This is a genomic window from Streptomyces sp. NPDC001933, from assembly GCF_042890955.1.
Taxonomy (GTDB): domain Bacteria; phylum Actinomycetota; class Actinomycetes; order Streptomycetales; family Streptomycetaceae; genus Streptomyces.
The window spans coordinates 34,790-52,675 of sequence record NZ_JBIASS010000033.1 but is presented as its reverse complement, the minus strand read 5'-3'; the positions used below and the strand labels follow the sequence as shown (position 1 = coordinate 52,675).

General features: G+C 70.1%; 11 protein-coding genes. 7 read left to right on the top strand and 4 right to left on the bottom strand.

The genetic code is table 11. The annotated features are described in order from the left end of the window. From ACFYY7_RS40660 to ACFYY7_RS40645, 4 genes are all read right to left on the bottom strand, one after another. Positions 1-1,394, bottom strand: a 1,394-nt coding sequence (locus tag ACFYY7_RS40660; protein WP_388669955.1) for an FAD-binding dehydrogenase, incomplete at its 3' end; no start/stop codon positions are given. A 117-nt stretch (positions 1,395-1,511) separates the two neighbouring features. Beyond that, a complete protein-coding gene (locus ACFYY7_RS40655; RefSeq protein ID WP_388669952.1) occupies positions 1,512-4,052 on the bottom strand; it encodes a beta-glucosidase in 2,541 nt (846 codons plus the stop codon). A gap of 26 nt (positions 4,053-4,078) precedes the next feature. Beyond that, positions 4,079-5,545, bottom strand: coding sequence for a sulfatase-like hydrolase/transferase (locus ACFYY7_RS40650; protein ID WP_388669948.1), 1,467 nt, complete (start codon positions 5,543-5,545; stop codon positions 4,079-4,081). Positions 5,546-5,588: 43 nt separating this feature from the next. After that, on the bottom strand, positions 5,589-6,884 hold the full coding sequence (locus tag ACFYY7_RS40645) for an MFS transporter (protein WP_388669945.1): 1,296 nt from the start codon (positions 6,882-6,884) through the stop codon (positions 5,589-5,591). A 287-nt stretch (positions 6,885-7,171) separates the two neighbouring features. On the opposite strand from ACFYY7_RS40645, the gene ACFYY7_RS40640 reads away from it, so the two are divergent. The 7 genes from ACFYY7_RS40640 (at position 7,172) to ACFYY7_RS40610 (ending at position 17,861) form a co-directional block, all read left to right on the top strand. Beyond that, positions 7,172-8,179, top strand: a complete 1,008-nt coding sequence (locus ACFYY7_RS40640; protein ID WP_388669942.1) for a LacI family DNA-binding transcriptional regulator — start codon at positions 7,172-7,174, stop codon at positions 8,177-8,179. Between the two features lie 912 nt (positions 8,180-9,091). Next, the gene (locus tag ACFYY7_RS40635; protein WP_388669939.1) at positions 9,092-11,368 is read left to right on the top strand and encodes an MMPL family transporter; all 2,277 of its coding nucleotides are present in this window, start codon (positions 9,092-9,094) and stop codon (positions 11,366-11,368) included. A 115-nt stretch (positions 11,369-11,483) separates the two neighbouring features. Beyond that, positions 11,484-12,992 carry a streptophobe family protein gene (locus ACFYY7_RS40630; protein ID WP_388669936.1) on the top strand — a complete coding sequence of 503 codons (1,509 nt, stop codon included), beginning with the start codon at positions 11,484-11,486 and terminating at the stop codon, positions 12,990-12,992. 70 nt (positions 12,993-13,062) lie between these two features. Continuing rightward, entirely contained in the window at positions 13,063-13,803 is a 741-nt protein-coding gene (locus tag ACFYY7_RS40625; RefSeq protein ID WP_388669973.1) for a response regulator transcription factor, read from the top strand. Continuing rightward, on the top strand, positions 13,800-15,356 hold the full coding sequence (locus ACFYY7_RS40620) for a sensor histidine kinase (protein WP_388669933.1): 1,557 nt from the start codon (positions 13,800-13,802) through the stop codon (positions 15,354-15,356). Before ACFYY7_RS40625 ends, ACFYY7_RS40620 begins: the two co-directional genes overlap by 4 nt. A gap of 550 nt (positions 15,357-15,906) precedes the next feature. Then, positions 15,907-16,563 carry a TetR/AcrR family transcriptional regulator gene (locus ACFYY7_RS40615; RefSeq protein WP_388669930.1) on the top strand — a complete coding sequence of 219 codons (657 nt, stop codon included), beginning with the start codon at positions 15,907-15,909 and terminating at the stop codon, positions 16,561-16,563. Positions 16,564-16,721: 158 nt separating this feature from the next. Then, entirely contained in the window at positions 16,722-17,861 is a 1,140-nt protein-coding gene (locus ACFYY7_RS40610; RefSeq protein WP_388669927.1) for an alkyl sulfatase dimerization domain-containing protein, read from the top strand. The last annotated feature ends 25 nt before the right edge of the window (positions 17,862-17,886 follow it).

Genomic DNA, 17,886 nt, shown 5'->3' with positions numbered 1-17,886 from the left:
GTGGCGCGGCCGAGGCGGTCGCCGAGGTAGCGGCGGGCGTTGCGGATGCCCTGGATCTGAGAGTCCTTGCTGAAGGGGTTGGCGATCTGCAGGTCGCGGGCCTTGATCTGGCGTCGGATCGTGGCCGGGTCGAGGAGTGGCTCGTCGGTCAGGCGGTTCATTCCGGCGATGAGTTCGTCAAGTGTGTCGGCGACGGCGAAGTCCTCGCCGTGGCGTTTGAACGCCTCCACGGGCGCCGGTGCTCCCTTGCCGAGCAGGCGGGCACGGAGGAAAGCGGCGCGGTCCTTGCTGGTGATGTCGGGGTTCTGTTCGGACCCGGACAGGGCGAACTCCTTCTCGATGATCTTCTGGGTGAGGATGAACCAGGAGTGGTCGTGGCCGGCGATGTCCGGTGTGGTGCGCAGGTGCTGGAGGGTACCGAGGGTGTCGTAGCCGGGCAGGCAGGGGTCCGGAAGGCGCCTGCCGAGGGCGTCGAACCACATCGGGGAGGGGCCGGGCAGGACGCGGATGCCGTGGCCGGGCCAGATCGGATCCCAGTTGCGTAGTCCCTCGGTGTAGTGCCACATGCGGTCGCGGTTGACCAGTCGCACGCCGACCGCCGCGCTGATGTCGAGCATGCGTCCGTCGACGTAGGCGGGGACGCCGGTGACCATGTGTGCGGGAGGTGTGCCGAGGCGGTCGGGCCAGTGGCGCCGTACGAGGTCGTGGTTTGCGCCGATGCCGCCGGTGGTGAGGATGACGGCCTGCGCGGTGAGTTCGAACTCGCCCACGACGTCCCTGCTGGAGGCCGCCCCACGCGGCGAATGGTCATCGGCCAGCCGTGCACCCCGTACACCCTTGGCCGTGCCGGCCTCGACGAGGAGTTCGTCCACGCGGTGGCGGTGGTGGAAGGTGAGCTTGCCGTCTGCCGCAGCTTCCTGGGCATGGCGTAGGAAGGGCTCGACGACGCCGGGGCCGGTGCCCCAGGTGACGTGGAAGCGGGGCACGGAGTTGCCGTGTCCGTCGGCTCGGAGGTCGCCGCGTTCGGCCCAGCCGACGGTGGGCAGGAAGGACAGGCCGTGGCCGGTCAGCCACGAGCGTTTCTCACCGGCTGCAAATTCGACGTAGGCGCGGGCCCAGCGGGCCGCCCAGGAGTCCTCGTCGTCGAGCCGGTCGAAGCGCGCGCTGCCCTGCCAGTCGTTCCAGGCCAGCTCGCACGAGTCGTTGACGCCCATGCGGCGTTGTTCAGGTGAGTCGACGAGGAAGAGGCCGCCGAACGACCAGTGTGCCTGGCCTCCGAGGTCGGCCGGTCCTTCCTGGTCGACGAGGGCGACGCGCCGTCCCCGTGCGGTGAGTTCGTGTGCGGCAACCAGGCCGGCGAGGCCGGCTCCGACGACGATGACGTCGGCGTCCATGGATCTGTCTCCTTCTCCTTCCGCCGCTGCGGTGGCCGGGGGCGGAGGGGCTCGGGTGCGGAGGGGTGCTGTGGGACCGGTTGTCAGGTTCCGGTCCCCCAGCGGTCGGTGGGGCGGTCAGCCGGTGATGTGCAGTTCGGTGGAGAGGGCGGGTGTGGTCGCGTCGTGGGCGGCGTGGATGGTGTAGCGGCCGGGGAGCGTGGCCCAGGAGCCGGACGTGGTGTCCCAGATCTGGAACGCGCGCTCCGGGAGAGTGATGTCCATTTCGGTCGCCTGGCCGGGGCTCGCGGTGAAGGAGGCGAAGCCGGCCAGCCATTGTTCGGGGCGCCGGGGTCCGCCGGCCGGGGTGGCGTCCGTGGGGCTCACATAGATCTGGACGACAGCACGGCCGTGGCGGCTGCCGGTGTTGCGGGTCCGGACGCGTACGGTGCGGGCATCGACGAGCTCGATGTGCTCGTACTCCCAGCTGGTGTAGCCGAGTCCGAAGCCGAAGGGGTACGCGGGCTCGCTGTCGTGTCGCTGCCAGGCCCGGTAGCCGATGAACAGATCCTCGTCGTAGCGCAGGACACCGGCTTGCGGGGTGACCTCTCGGACAGGTGCCTCTTCCAGGCGGCCGGGCCAGGTGGTGGGGAGCCGGCCGGCGGGTTCGGCGTGGCCGAGGAGGGCATCGGCGAGGGCGGCGCCGCCCTGCTCCCCGGGGAACCAGGCCACAAGGACGGCGGCGACATCGTTCCGCCAGGGCATCTCGACGGGGGCGCCCGCATTGACCACGACCACGGTGCGGGGGTTGGCGGCGGCGACGCGGGTGACGAGTTCGTCCTGCCGCCCCGGCAGGCGAAGGCTGCTGCGGTCGAAGCCCTCGCTCTCCACGGTCTCGGTGGTGGCCACCACGACGATCGCTGTGTCGGCGGCCGCCGCTGCGGCGACCGCTTCCTCGATCAACTGGTCGTCCTCGCCGATGGGTTCATGGTGAGCGAGCCCGAAGGTCACGCCCCGCAGGGATCCGTAACTCATCTTCGGCGTCGAGGCCAGGAGCCTGACCTCGACCGGCACGCCGACAGGGAGGTCCGCGACACCGCGCTCAACCGGGGGGCCGGTGATGGCGGCGAGGGGGTCGGCGTCGGCAGGGCGGTGGACGCCGTCGAAGAGTGTCTTGTCGCCGACGGTGAGGCGGAACGCGCCGAGACCGCGGGTGCCGAACGCATGTGGTCCACCGGTCCGGGGGACGAACGTGCCGACGATTTCGACGGTGTCCAGCGCGTCGAAGTCCGCGCCGCCGGGCAGGGTCTCGGCCATCCACCGGATGCGTCCGTCCGGCAGGGGCTGGTCGGCGAGCACGGCCCCGCTCGCGTCGCGGAGGATCGCGCGCAGGGTGAAGCCGTCGGCGGCGGGGGAAAGACCGTCACTGAGGTCGGCGCCCCGGACCCATGTGAGCGGGGTGCCTTCGGGCAGGGCGGCCCGCAAGCCCTCCAGCGGTGAGACGACAGCTCCGGGGAAGACGGTGGCGGAGCCGCCGCCCAGGATGCGGGCGTGGCGGGCGGCGTGGCCGATGAGCGCGATGCCGCCGATCCCGGCCGGGTGCAGTGGCAGGATGCCGCCGATACCGGCCGGATTCAGGGGCAGGATGCGCTGTTTGTTGCGGAGCAGGACGAAGGAGCGGGTGGCGATCTCGCGGGCGCACGCCGTTCCGTCGGTCGGTGCGGGCCTGCGGGCGGCGGGGACGGCTGGTTCGGCTCCGGCGAGGAGCCCGAGCCGGGCGGCGAGCAGCAGGACGCGTCGCACGGTGGCGTCGACGGTCGCCTCAGCCACCTTCCCCTCGCGGACGGCTGCCGCGAGCGCGGGCCCGAAGACGGTCTGCGGGCCGGGCATCGCCACGTCGAGGCCGCCCTCGACGGCCCCTGCGGTGTCGCGGGCGGCCAGCCAGTCGGAGACGACGACGCCGTCGTAGCCCCATTCCTCGCGCAGCACACCGATCTGCAGGGCACGGTGCTCGGTCATGGTGGAGCCGTTGACCGAGTTGTACGCGGACATGAGCAGCCACGGGTGTGCGGTGGCGATGATCTCCTCGAACGGAGCCAGATACAGCTCCCGGAGCGTGCGCTCGTCGACGTGATTGTCGACGGTGAAACGCTCGGTCTCCGCGTCGTTGGCGACGAAGTGCTTGAGCGTCGCGGCGACACCGCTCTCCTGCACGCCGGTGACGTAGCCGGAGCCGACCCTGGCGGTGAGCAGCGGGTCTTCGGAGTACGCCTCGAAGTGCCGCCCGCCCAGCGGGGAGCGGTGCAGGTTGATCGTCGGGGCGAGCAGCACGTGCACGCCCTTGCGGTGGGCCTCCTGGGCCAGGACGCGCCCTGCCCGCCGGGCGAGTTCCGGATCCCAGCTCGCGGCGAGCGCGGTCGGGCTGGGCAGCGTCAGCGACGGATCGTCCGGCGTCCAGCCGGAGCCACGCACGCCGACCGGCCCGTCGGACATGACGAGGGAAGAGAGTCCGATCTCGGGCAGGGCCGGCAGGGACCACAGGTCCTGCCCGGCCAGAAGGCGGGCCTTGGAGTCCAGGCCGAGACGGGCGAGCGCCGCCTCGACCACCTTGCTGTAGCTGGGGTCGTCCGCGTACCCGTCCGCGTATGCGTCGGTGGTCACGTCACCGGGGGTTGCCATGGTGGTGTGCTTCCTCTCAGGGCTGGTCAGGACTGGGGCACGTCGCGTCGTGCGGCGGCTCCCGGGACCGGGAGGTCGACGGCCGGGAGCCGGGGATCGGCGTCGGCGGGGATGACGTCCGCGGTCTCGACCAGCCACCGCAGCATCGCGTCGTGCATGCGCTGCTGGACCGCGGCGTGTTCGGACCGGCCCGCAAGGTTGACCCGCTCGTGCGGGTCCTCGCCGCGCGCGTACAGCTCGGGCTCTTCGTACAGGCGCCACACGTACGTCCACTGCTGGTCGCGTACGGCGACGGCCTTGCCGACAAGCGTGGGGTCCTCGTGCTGGAGTGCAGACTTACGGTTGTAGGGGAAGGCGGCTTTCTCCATCCGAGGTTCCTCGGCGACGGTGAATCCGCCCTCGGTGAAGGCGAATTCACGGTGCGGAGCCGACGGGTCCTTCAAGAGCGGGACCAGACTGCGCCCGAAGTGGGAGTGCGGGGCCTCGACACCGGCGATTTCGAGCACGGTGGGCAGGATGTCGACGAGTTCCACCATCTCCTCGCAGACCTCATCGCGGCCGAGCCCGAGGCCAGGGCCGCTGATGATGAGCGGGTCACGGGTGATGCAGTCGTGCATTGCCGAGGGCCACTTCTCGATCAGTCCGTGGTCCCCGAGGTACTCGCCATGGTCGGAGAAGAACAGCGTCACCGTGCTGTCCGTCGCGCCCGCGCCGTCGACGGCCGCCAGCACGCGCCCGAGGTGGTCGTCGAGCCGGGACACCATTCCGTAGTAGGTGGCCGTGACCTCACGCCACTGCTCGGCGGTGACCTCGCCGAGTTCGTACCGCTCGCGCAGGGCGGCCATGAACCGCGGCTCACGTGCCGGATCGCCCGGTGGTGCCGGGTCGGGGACGGTCGCGCGGTCGGTCTGCGAGTACCAGGGTTCGGGGACCTGGAAGGGGCAGTGCGGGGCGACGAGGGGAACGAACAGGACCCACGGAGCCGACGGAGGTTCGCACAGCCACTCCTCGGCCGTGCGCACGGCAGCCTCGTCGGGATCGACACGCCCGTCGTCCGGGACGAGACCGCGGTAGAAGAGACGGGACCAGACGCCGTCGGGATACTCGCCACCGAAGCCGACGGTCGGGGCGACGGAGAAGCCGTACTCGTGCACGCTCGCCTCGGTGACACCCGGGGCGAAGGTGTCGCCGCGGGCGCCGGCCCAGGTGACGTGGTAGCCGGCGTCCTTCAGGATCCCGAGCAGGTTCGGCTCGTGCTCCTTGAGCAGGTGGGTCAGGGTGCGGTGGCCTGCGGTGTGCGGGTACAACCCGGTGAGGAACGAGGCACGGCTTGGCGAGCACACCGGGTGCTGTACGTACGCCTGCGTGAATCGGGTGCCGTGGGCGGCGAGGGCGTCCATGTGCGGGGTGCGGGCGAGCGGGTTTCCGAACGCGCCGACCGCGTCCGCGCGCAGTTGGTCCGGCACGAAGATCACGAAGTTGGGGCGGGGCACGTAGGGGGGCCTTTCTATGAGGGGAACGATGACGGGCGAGGGGTCAGCGGACGGAACGGATGCGCTGGTTGCACACCGCTCCGATCAGGCCGACGACCGCTCCGCCGAGGAAGAAGGCCGCGTAGTTCTCCCCGTCACCAATGGCGAGGAAGAGCGGGGCGACCGCGGGAGCCACTGACTGCGGAAGTACCTGGGCCAGGTGGAACACGCTCATGTCTTTGCCGGTGTCGGCACGCGACGGCAACACCTCGGCGACCAGGGCCAGATCGACGGCGAGATAACAGCCTCCGGCGATACCGGCGATCGCGGTCGCCATGAGATACCAGCCGAGGGACGGGGCGAACGCGGCCATGACATGGGCCAGCGCGAGCACGACCGCCGAGAGGAGGACGAAGGGCTTCCGTCTGCGCAGGCGGTCCGACAGTGCCCCGAAGACCACGCTGGCCAGGACCACGCAGACGGCATTGACCAACAGAGCCTTGAACACGACGCCCCCGATGGCGTCCTCGTCGTATCCGAAGCGGTCCATGAGGAAGTACGTCTGGTAGCTGCTCAGGGTCACGTTGCCGAAGCCGACCAGGAAACGGGATAGCCAGGCCCACGCGAAGTCGGGCTCCTTGCGGGGGTTGACCCAGTAGGCGCGCAGCCAGGTACGCCAGGTCAGCGGAGCGCGCCGGGCCTGCGCAAGGCGTCGGTCCGGCAGGACCCGCAGCAGGACACCGGCGCCCACCAGGCACAAGAGGGCGGGGATCAGGAGGGCAGCGGTCAGGTTGGGCAGCAGCGCCTGGACGAGGAAGGCGCCGCCCGCGACGCCGAGCTGGGTGGTCAGACCGGCAAGCGCGGTGACCCGGCCGAGCTGGGACGGGGGGACTTGATCGGGAATGACGGGATTGAGACCCGCCAGCAGGATGTTGAACGTCAGCTGCGTCAGAGCCCAGGCGAAGACGAGCATGCCCGTGTTGGCCGCGGTGGCGAGCAGAACCAGGCTGACGGCGCCGGACACGGCGCCGAGGGCGATCCATGGGCGCCGCATGCCGAACCGGCTCGTCGTCCGGTCCGAGAGGAGTCCGAAGACGTTCTGACCGAGGAGCGCCACGACGGCACCGACGGCCAGAACCATCGACAGCACCGCAGTCTTGTCGTCGGGCGCGATCTGCTGGACCCGCAGCGCGAGCGTGATCTGGATGGCGGGGAGCAGAGCCAGCCAGGTGCCGAAGTATGCACCGGTCAGGGCAACGATGAAACCGGCCCCGACGCGGGGCGGCTGCGCCGCCGGCGCGGGGCCCGCGAGAGCGGCTATGCCGCCGGTGGCGGGCGTTGCGGGATCGACCGTGTCCATGCGGACACCTCCGTTGCTCGGCGGGATCGGGCCGGGATGCATGGCGGACGGGAACAGAATGAGGTCGGCGGCAGCCCGGAAGGGACGACAGGTGGACACGTGTCCACCTTGGTCGTTCGTCAGCGTGACACGTGGATGAACGGGGGAACAAGAGTAAACAGGTGAGATTCTTGTCCTCGACTCGTAAGATAGTGGCAACAAGATGGACACGTGTCCGGCCTGTGCCGTGCTGTCCTAGCCCGACGGCCACGCTGCGGCTGCCGCGACCGAACAGGAGCCGACCGAACGTGAGCCCCGCCCAGCGCCGTCCGACGAGCGCCGATGTCGCCCGACTCGCCGGGGTCTCCCGCACCACCGTGTCCTCGGTCCTGAACGACGACCGGGACCGGCCCATTGGTGACGAGACACGGCGCCGGGTCCTCGCCGCCGTACGCGAACTCGGCTACACCCCGCATGCCTCGGCCCGGATGCTCCGAGCGGGCCGCAGCAACATCGTGCTGCTCCCCATGCCGCGCCTCCCGCTCGCCCCCGCACGCACCACCTACCTGGAGATCCTCGACCGGGAGTTGACCGCGCGCGGGTTCACCCTGCTCATCCACGGCGATCGTGAAGCGAGCGGAGTGACCGGAGCGCGCCTGTGGGCCGAACACCGGCCCGCCGCCGTGCTCGTCGCGGCCGACCGATGCCCCGAGGAAGCGGTGCGACTGCTCCGGCAGGCAGGCGTCGACCACGTTCTCCTCGAAGCCCGCCGCCCCCTCTCCTACACGACGACGATCGTGGTCGACAGTGTCTCGGTGGCCGAACTCGCCGCCCAGTACCTCTTGGACCGAGGGCACCGCCAGCTCGCCTGCCTCGTCCCAGGCGGCGACATCGCCGCCCTCGCCCGTGACCGTTTCGACGCCGTGACGACGGCCGCGGGAAGAGCAGGCGTACCCGTCCAACGGGTCGACTGTGCCTTGACGACCGACAGCCTCGCGGCGACGGTCGGCATCTGGCGCGACCCCCGACGGCGACCGGACGCCGTCTACAGCTACAACGACGAGTTCGGCCTCGTCCTCATCCAGGCCCTGACCGACGCCGGCCTCCGGGTGCCCGATGACATCGCCGTCATCGGCACCGACAACCACCCACTGGGCGCCGCCCTCCGCCCCGGCCTCACCACGACCTATCTGGACCCCGTGGAAGGCGCTGTCGCGGTCGCCTCCTCCATAGAGCGGCTTCTCGGCGGCGAGGAACTCGACCCCGGCCTCGCTGAGATCGCCCAGCCGAGAATCATCACCCGGAGCTCCGCTTAACCCCCCCCACCGGAGAGATCGCAGGCGTCGCGCGTCGGCACATCCCGCGAAACCTGCACCAAGACCCGGTGCAAGTGCTCCACCTCGCCAGGGGGCGCCCTCGGTTCGCCACGGCGATCCTCGCCGGGAATATGACCGTGGAGGTCCGGAGGCAGCGAGTTGCCGCTCCGCCCAAACCGCTGTCCTCCTTTACGCCACAGCGCCCACTATGGCTATCGCGGGCGGCCAACCGCGCAGTTCCGTGATCCGGCGGCCCGACTGTTTAAGAACGCGGCCAACTGCGCGTCCAGTAGCGGCTGCTTGCTGCTGACTCCGCGAAGGCTGCGGAGGCATGCCGAGAAGCGTCAGCTCCGTCCAGCGGGCGCCAGGGTGGAGGCCCGCCGCAGGGCCGCACGCAGCTTGACGTGGAGTTCAGGGACCGCGGGTTCCGCGTCAGTGCGAACAAGGTTCCGTGGACGGGCCTTGCTGCACTTGCGGCGGCTGGTCGCTGCCAGGCCGGCCAGCGGGAGGCAGCTCGTATCCACGGCCAGCGACTCTTCGTCCCACCCGGACTCGATCTCGTCGCCGTTCACTTCGGCTCTCAGGTCATCTCCCCGGACGTGCCGGTCACCCGCTCATCAAGGCGTTCCTATGGACCGGGGCTCACCTCGGGACGCCTCGGTGAACTTTCTGTGAATCACGGCGAGACGACCGGGAGAAAGCCCCGCTTTCCGCCGCTCCGGCCTTGTGGTTGCCGTCGCGCTTCACAGAGAACTCCCAGGATCTCTCCAGGAGCGATCAGGGGGCGCTGACAGCGTCGGTGCCGCGCCGACGTGACGGCTCTGGTCCTCGACTGCCTCTTCCTCGGGCAGGACAACGAGGCGAGCGCTCGTCGGTCTTCCGATACGCCTCGACTGACGTGGAGCCTTTGCTGTGGCCTCATTCCTTTCCCGGCTGGGCCGGTTCTCCTTCCGGAGGCGCTGGCTGGTCGCGTTGCTGTGGGTGGTCCTGCTCGTGGGGACGGGGGTGCTTGCCGGGAGGGCCCCCGCCGCCCCGCCCAACGACTTCTCGATGCCCGGTACGGAGGCGCAGCAGGCGTACGACCTGCTGGAGGAGCGTTTCCCGGAGCTGAACGCCGACGGCGCGACGGCCCGGGTGGTGTTCCGCGCGGAGGACAGCAAGGTCACCGACCCCGAGGCGAAAAAGGCTGTCCAGGAGGTGGTCCGGGAGCTGGGGAACAACCCGCAGGTCGCGCGGATCACCGACCCGTACACAACCCGATCGGTCAGCAAGGACGGTTCCACCGCCTACGCACAGGTTTCCTACAAGGTGCCCTCGTCGAAACTTGAGGAGAACTCGCGCACAGCGCTGCAGGACACGGTCGAGCAGGCACGCTCACAGGGGTTGACCGTTGAGGTCGGTGGCAACGCCGTAAGCGAGGTGGCTGCCGGGGGCCATTCCTCGGAGGCCCTGGGCCTGGCCGTGGCCGCTCTGGTGCTCGTCATCACCTTCGGCTCGCTCCTGGCGGCCGGTCTTCCGCTGCTCACCGCCGTCCTCGGAGTGGGCATCGGCGCCCTTGCGATCCGGGTGCTGGCCGAGCCGCTCGGTCTCGGCTCGACGACGACGGGCCTGGCCACCATGATCGGGTTGGCCGTCGGCATCGACTACGCCCTGTTCGTGGTCTCCCGCTATCGTGCCGAACTCGCTCGTGGCCGCAGCCGCGAGGAGGCGGCCGGGCACGCGGTGGGAACCGCGGGATCGGCGGTGGTGTTCGCCGGTCTGACCGTGGTCATAGCCCTTGTGGGACTGTGCGTGGTGGGCATTCCGATGCTGACGCAGATGGGCCTCGCCGCGGCCGGCACGGTCGTCATCGCGGTGCTGATCGCCGGCACCCTGATCCCCGCACTGCTCGGGATCTGCGGCCGCCGGATCGCCCCGTCCCGCCCGAGGTGCCGAGGGAAGGACAAGGACGGCCTGCCGCGACCGAGCATGGGCGTGCGCTGGGCCCGGTTCGTCATCAGACGGCCGGTTGCCGTCCTTCTGGGCGGTGTCGCCCTGCTCGGCGTGATCGCGGTTCCGGCGGTTTCCCTGAAGATGGGCCTGCCAGGCGACGAAAGCAAGCCCGTTTCGACGACACAGCGCCGAGCCTACGACCTGGTTGCCGAGGGCTTCGGCCCAGGCTTCAACGGCCCGCTGACGGTGGTCGTCCAGGCCGACGACGGCGGCGGCAGCGCCCAGGCGGCCGCCCAGAGCGTCGCCGAGCAGATCGGCGGCAGGCAGGATGTCGCCGTGGTGGGGCAGCCGCGACTGAGCGAGTCCGGTGACACCGCAGTACTGAACGTTGTCCCGGCCACGGCGCCGCCCAGCCCGGAGACGGCTGACCTCGTGCACGCCCTGCGCGCCCCGGCGCTCGCGAGCGGGAGCGATGCCCGCGTGCTGGTCGCCGGTACGACGGCGATGAACGTGGATGTCTCGAAGAAACTGTCGGATGCCCTGATCCCGTACCTCGCACTCGTGGTCGGTCTGGCGTTCCTGCTGCTGATCGTCGTCTTCCGGTCTCTCCTCGTGCCGCTCAAGGCGGCCTTGGGTTTCCTGCTGTCGGTCCTGGCCGGGCTGGGCGCGGTGGTCGCGGTCTTCCAGTGGGGCTGGCTGGCGTCCCTCTTCGGGATCGCGGAACCGGGACCGGTGATGTCGATGATGCCGATCTTCATGGTCGGCGTGGTCTTTGGTCTGGCTATGGACTACGAGGTGTTCCTGGTGACCCGGATGCGCGAGGCGTACGTGCACGGGCAGTCGCCGTCGGACTCCGTGATCAGTGGATTCGAGCACAGTGCGCGCGTGGTGACCGCCGCTGCCGTGATCATGATCTCGGTGTTCGCCTCCTTCATGGGCAGTGACGAGCAGATGCTCAAGACCATCGGCTTCGGTCTCGCGATCGCCGTTCTCTTCGACGCGTTCGTCGTCCGCATGGCGCTTGTACCGGCCGTACTGGCCCTGCTCGGCCGGAGTGCCTGGCACCTGCCCCGATGGCTGGACCGACTCGTGCCCGACCTGGATGTGGAGGGCGAGCGGCTCGAGCGAGAGCCGGGCGGTCCCACGGCGACGGGCCTTGAAGCGCCGTATGACGGGGGACCGGGCTCCGTCGGCCGAGGGCCGGACTGCGTCGTCGAAACCGCGGGAAGCAGGGTGGGCCCCGGCTCCGGCCACTGAGCCCGCCCTCCGTCAGGGCCCACGCGTCTCGATCCCGCCCCCACGTCAACAGGGCGGCGGCACCCTCCCGCCGCCCTGTACTCCCTCCCGAACCCCCGTACACAGGAGCCTGCCCATGTCCTCCGCCCCGCTGCCCTCGGCGCCTCCTGGCTCGCCCTGGCGCCATGCCCTCGAAGGAGCGCTTTCCGTCGTGGCCGCCGTCGTGGCCATGGCCGCCGCCGCGTGGGCGGCGCTGACCCTGCTCGGCGCCGGCGCGGTCGCGCCGCTCTCCCGCCTGGTGCCGATGATGGTGAGCATGGCCTTCGGCGGCGGCGTCACGATGGAGTCGGCTTCTCCCTCCGAGTCCGCCGACGGCGGGGAGTCGGGCGGCGGCCTCGGCGGGCTGCTCGGAGGACTCGGGGGTGGTGGCGGCATGAGTCTCGGGCTGACCGGTGAGGCCGCGCTGACCCCGCTCACCTTGACCTTCCTGGGCATGGCCGTCCTGGCGATCGCCTTCTTCCGGCCCCTGCGCCGACGGCAGCGGCCCGCCCCTGCGCTGCTGTGGGCCCGGTGCGGCGGGGCACTGGCGACCACAGCGGTGGTCCTCCCGGTCATCGCTGCGATGGCCCGGGGCACGGCTCAGCTGCCCGAGAGCGTGACCGAACGATTCGGCAAGGGTGCGTCGTCCGGAGCGTCCAGCCAGTTCACCGGTGGCGGGGGTCTGAAGAAGGGACTGTCCTCGGTGATGTTCGGGAACGATGCCGAGGCGACTGCCTTCCTCGGCCTGCTGTGGGTGAGCGTCGTCCTCGCCGTCGGCTGCGTCGCGGCCCGCCGTACGACACTGCCGCGCCCCCTCGCCCTCAGCCGGATACGGCTCAAGTGGAACGCCGTCACGTCCACCCTGACCGGGACCGCCGCCGTGCTGTGCTGCTCGGCTCTGGCCGTCGCACTCCTGGCCGCGGCCGCGGACCTGACCGGCCGGGGGCCCGCGGCCAAGGCGGCGGGCGTGCTGCTGCTCGCCGGCCCCAACTTGATCGCCGTACTCCTCACCACCGGCCTCGGCACCTCCTGGGAGGCGGGCATGCACCGCCTGCTGTCCGACGGAGGCGGGATGCTCGGCATGCTCGGCGGCGCGGCGCAGGGCGACACGGCGGGCACGGACAAGTCCGTCGACCTCGGAGGATGGTCGGGTGCCGGCGTGCCGCTGTGGCTGATCGCCATGGTCCTCATAGTGCTCCTCCTGACCACTGCCGGGTACGTCGCCTCCGCCCGTACCCCGGCGCGCACCCCCCGGGAGGACTCCGAGGCCCTGCTCGACCGCCACGCGGAGATCGCCCTGCGCATGGGGATCGCGGTCGGCATCGCCGCCCTGGCGCTCCCACTGGCGGCGCGGGGATCCGTACGGATCGGCATCACCCTCATGGGCAACGAGATGGGCGGTATGGCCGCCGGTCTCGATGACGGGCTCGGGCTTTCCCCGCTCACCGGCTTCGTCCTGGCCGCCCTCGCCGCGTACGGTGGCAGCCGCCTGCAGAACCGAAGGGCCCGGCGCCGTGGCCGTGTGGCGCAGCCGACCACCACCGCGACTCGACGACCTGCTGCTGCCCGGTCCACCCCCCGGGTTCCATCCGACTCGGCCTCGTGAGCGGCATGTGATCTCCTGAGACGACCCTGCCAGCCCCAGTCCCCAGTCCGTGAAGGCGGCGATCCACACCATGGCGGCACCGACGCCTCCCTCGCACTCCTCCGGTCGCCCCGACCACCTGCTAGTCGTCGACGACGAGCCCACCGTCCGAGAGCTGCTGCGCACCGCGCTGCGCTATGCGGGCTTCGACGTCGACGCCGCAGCCACCGGTCAGGAGGCCCTCGACCTGGCCGCACGGCGCACGCCCGACCTGGTCCTGCTCGACGTCATGCTCCCGGACATGGAAGGCTTCGAGGTGATCCGCCAACTGCGGGCGCAGCCCCGCTCACCCCATCCCGGCCGCGGCGGCGACGTGCCGGTCCTCTTCGTCACAGCACGCGACGACCGTCAGGACCGGCTGCACGGCCTGCGCCTCGGCGGCGACGACTACGTCACCAAACCCTTCGACCTCGAAGAACTGATCGCTCGTATCCACGCGGTACTGCGCCGCACCCGCGGCGAGCAGTCGGCCCGGCTCACCGTCGGCGACCTGGCGCTCGAACCCGACAGTCACCACGTCACCCGGGCGGGGCGGACCGTACGGCTGTCCCCGACCGAGTTCCGTCTCCTGCACTTCCTCGTCGCCAATGCGGGGCGCACCATGACGAAGAGCCAGATCCTGCAGAGCGTGTGGGAGTACGACTTCGGCGGCGACCCCAGCATCGTCGACACGTACATCAGCTATCTGCGCCGCAAAGTCGACAAGGACGAGCCCAAGCTCATCCACACCGTCCGGGGGGTCGGCTACGTGATGCGCGAGCCTCGGGCATGAAGTGCCCGGCTCGTTGGTCGGCCGGGCGGCCACCGAGCAGGCTGTCCCTCCGCACCCGGCTGCTGTGTCTGTCCATCGCCCTCGTCGCGGTCGGTCTTCTCGGCACCGGCCTGGTCGTCACTACGGCCCTGCGCGGCTACCTCCAGGACCGGGTCGACGACCGGCTTGCCCTGACCGGCGAGATCGCCGCCCGCCTCACGCCGCCCTCCGATACCGGTACCCCGCCGAGCGCGCAGGTCCTCGGCGTCCTCGGGGACACCACCGTGACCTATCTGGACGACGACGGTGCCATACGCAGGACGTTCGACGCGAGCACCGCGCCACCGGGTGGCGGGCCCGAACTCCCCGCCCTCGATCGTGCGGCTGTCCTCGCCCACGAAGGCCGCCCCTTCACCGTGCGCGCGAAGGACGATGACCACAGCTGGCGGGTCATCGCTCTCGCTCAGCCCGCCCAGGTTTTGCGACCCGAGCGGTCCGATGACAGGGGCAGCGTCGTCGTGGCCACCTCCCTCGACGAGGTCGACCGCACCGTCACCAAGACCCGGAACCTCTCCCTGACGGTGGGGGCTGCGCTGCTTGCGCTGCTGACCACCGCCGGCTGGTTTGCCGTCCGTTCCGGGCTGCGCCCCCTGACCCGTATCGAGGAGACCGCGACGGCCATCACCGCGGGTGACTACTCCCACCGGGTTCCCGAACTTGCCGCCGCCCACACCGAGGTGGGACGCCTGACCGCCTGCCTCAACCAGATGCTCACCCAGATCGACACCGCCTTCCAGGCCCGCGCGGAGGCCGAGGCGAGGACCCGGCGCCTCTTCGCCGACGCCAGCCACGAACTGCGCACGCCTCTTGCTGGCATCAAGGGCTACACCGACCTCTACCGTATGGGCGCCCTGCCCACTCGCGAGGACGTCGACCAGACCATGACCCGGATTGCCGCGGAGTCCGAACGCCTCACCCGGCTTGTCGAGGAGATGTTCCTCCTCGCCCGCCTGGACGAGGACATCCATCTTCCGGACGCCCGCACCGGAAGGGAACCGGCCTTCGTTCTCGAACTCGCCCCCATGGACCTGCGTACCCTGGCCGCCGACGCCCTCCACGACGTACGCGCCCTGGACACCACCCGCCCGGTCGCCCTCACCGGCCCCGGCGGCGGCAGGCCCGCCACCGCCCCCGCCGTCGCCGACGAGGCCCGGCTCCGGCAGGTCGTCACCAACCTCATCGGCAACGCCGTCACCCACACACCGCCCGGCACCCCCATCCGCATCGGCGTCGGCACCGCCGGCACCCACGCCGTCCTCGAAGTCGCCGACCAGGGCCCCGGCCTCACCGCTGCCGAACGCGAACGGGTCTTCGGCCGCTTCTACCGGACCGACGACTCCCGCACTCGCACCACCGGCGGCTCCGGCCTCGGCCTCTCCATCGCCCGCGCTCTCGTCATCGCCCACGGAGGCCGCATCACCCTGGACACCGCCCCCGGCAGAGGCTGCACCTTCCGCATCACACTGCCCCTGCCCGGCCCGTCACCTCACGGGACCGCCGACGAGATGACATGAGACAAGACTCCGGACCAGGTCTCCTTCGGGGTGAAGGCGAGCGTTCGACGTACACCTGCCAGCATCAAGCCCGCTTGACACACAGCTGCGGACTTTGACAATGCTCTCCGGACCCGGGGCACGCGAAGCCCTGATCCAGGCGTCCCTGCCCGGACGACCTGTGCCATCGGCGACTTGATTGTTCACCGGCATCAACCGGAGCTTCGTTTCCTACGGAACGGGCCGGCCAGACATCGTCACACGTCGGGGCCTGCACACTCACGTGATCACCGGGACTTTGAAACCGCCCTGGGACGAACGAGACCCTTGACAATGATTAAAACGACTGCTTTATTGGCGGCGTTCGGGTCCATTGAAATTTTCCATCCCACACGGGATCGCATCCTTCTCCACTCCTATTCGGCGACTACGGATCAGCGCAGACAGCGGCTGATTCGGCATGCGCGGATGCGACAGACGATCCATGTCTCCATGAACCTCCCACGCTGACACGTCACCGGTGCGGCGCACCGCTTGAAGTCCTTTTCTTGACAGCTGGACAAGGGGAACAATGTCCACCGAATCCCAGATCCTGCTCGCAGCCGAACGCCTGATCGCCACACAAGGTGTTCACGCCACATCACTGCGCCAGATCAGCATGGAGGCCAGCCAGCGCAACACGGCGGCCGCTCAGTACCACTTCAAGAGCAAGCAGCTGCTGATTGAAGCCGTCTTCGACCACCGCCGGGGCGGCATCGACGTGCGCCGGCACCAATTGCTCACGCTGGCGCAGGAATCAGGCCGCGCCGCCGATCCATGGCACCTGACAGAGGTCCTCGTTCTGCCGCTCGCCGAGCAGGCGATGCGCCCCGGCAGCCATTACGTCCGCTTCCTCCAAAGGATCTTTGAGTACGCCGGACACGACGTGGCCGCCCTGTCGGAGATCGGCGGGCTCAGCGAGGCGGCCGCCGTCGGCCTCCTGCTGCGCGAGCGGTTGCCTTCGCTGTCCGGGCCGCGCGCCCATGCACGCTTCCGGTGGGCCGGGCAGCTGATCATCGCGGGGCTGGCCGACCTGGAGCAACGGTGTACCGCTCACGATGCAGCGCACGACAGCGTGGATCCCGACGAGTTGGTCCTGGGCTTGATCGACGCGGTAACAGGGCTCTTGGCGGCGCCCGTTTCCGTATCGCTGCCCGGGCGCCGTCACGGGAGCCCGGGCGGGGGCTGAAGCCACCCACCAGAAAGGGGACATTGAGATGACGGAAAACCCCACCGACCAGTGGTCGCACAAGAAGGAGCGCAGCCCGGACGAGGCGAAGTTCTTCTGGACAGGAGGTCCCGTCCCGGTGGCACACGAGACATGGTTCGCTTCGCTCGGCTCGGGGGGTGACGGCCTTCGCCACCGACAACGGACTGGTGCTGGTCGACACCGGAACCCGGATATTCGCAGGAGACCTGGCCCAACGGATTCGGGAACGCACGGACCAGCCCATCCACACCGCGATCTACACGCACGGGCACATCGACCATGCCTTCGGACTCGGCGCGTTCCTCATCACCGGACAGGGCCGGCCCAGTGTCATCGGGCAGGACCGGATGGCAGAGCGCTTCGCACGGTACGCACGCAGCCCCAAACACAACCGTGTCATCAACAGCCGCCAGTTCGGCGGCCGGGCCGACGACCCAACGTTCCAGGGAGCCGAACTGCGCTTCGGGGCACCCGAATTCCCGCCAACCCTCACCTACCACGATGAGTTGGAACTCACCGTCGGCGGACTGCACTTCGAACTCCACGCGTGCCGGGGCGAGACCGACGACCACACCTGGGTCTTCTGCACGGACCGCGGCGTCCTGTGCACTGGCGACCTCATCATCTGGGGCGTTCCCAACGCAGGAAACCCCCAAAAGGCACAGCGCTACCCAGAGGACTGGGCCCGCGGACTGCGCGAGATGGCCGCATTGGGAGCACGGTCCTTGTGCCCCGGCCACGGTGGGCCCATCGTGGACGATCCCGCCCTGGTGCAGCGGATCCTGCTGGAGACCGCCGACTTCCTCGACCGGATCGTGGAACGCACCCTGGCAGTCCTGGAGGACGGCTCCCCGCCGCACGTCGACATCGTGCGCCGAGTCCAGATTCCGCAGTCGGACTCCCCCTGGCTGCAACCCGTCTACGACGAGGCAGAGTTCATCGTGCGCAACGTCATCCGCTACTACGGCGGCTGGTGGAGCGGGCGCCCCAGCGAACTCAAACCCGCACCCCGGCACGACGTGGCCGCAGAAGTCGCCACGCTGGCAGGCGGCGCCCGCGCCCTCCTCCGCCGGGCACTCGACCTGGCAGACCATGACCTGCCACTGGCCTGCCACCTTGCCGACTACGCCCTGGAAGCCGAACCCGCCGACCAACAGGTCGCCGACGGTGTCGCCCGCCTCTACGGAATGCGGGCCGCAACCGAATCCGGACTGATGGCCACGAATCTATACCGTTCCGCCGCCTCATACGCGCACGCCGGCCGGCCCTTCGCCTGAGGGCCTTGGCCGGCGCCCGAAGGAG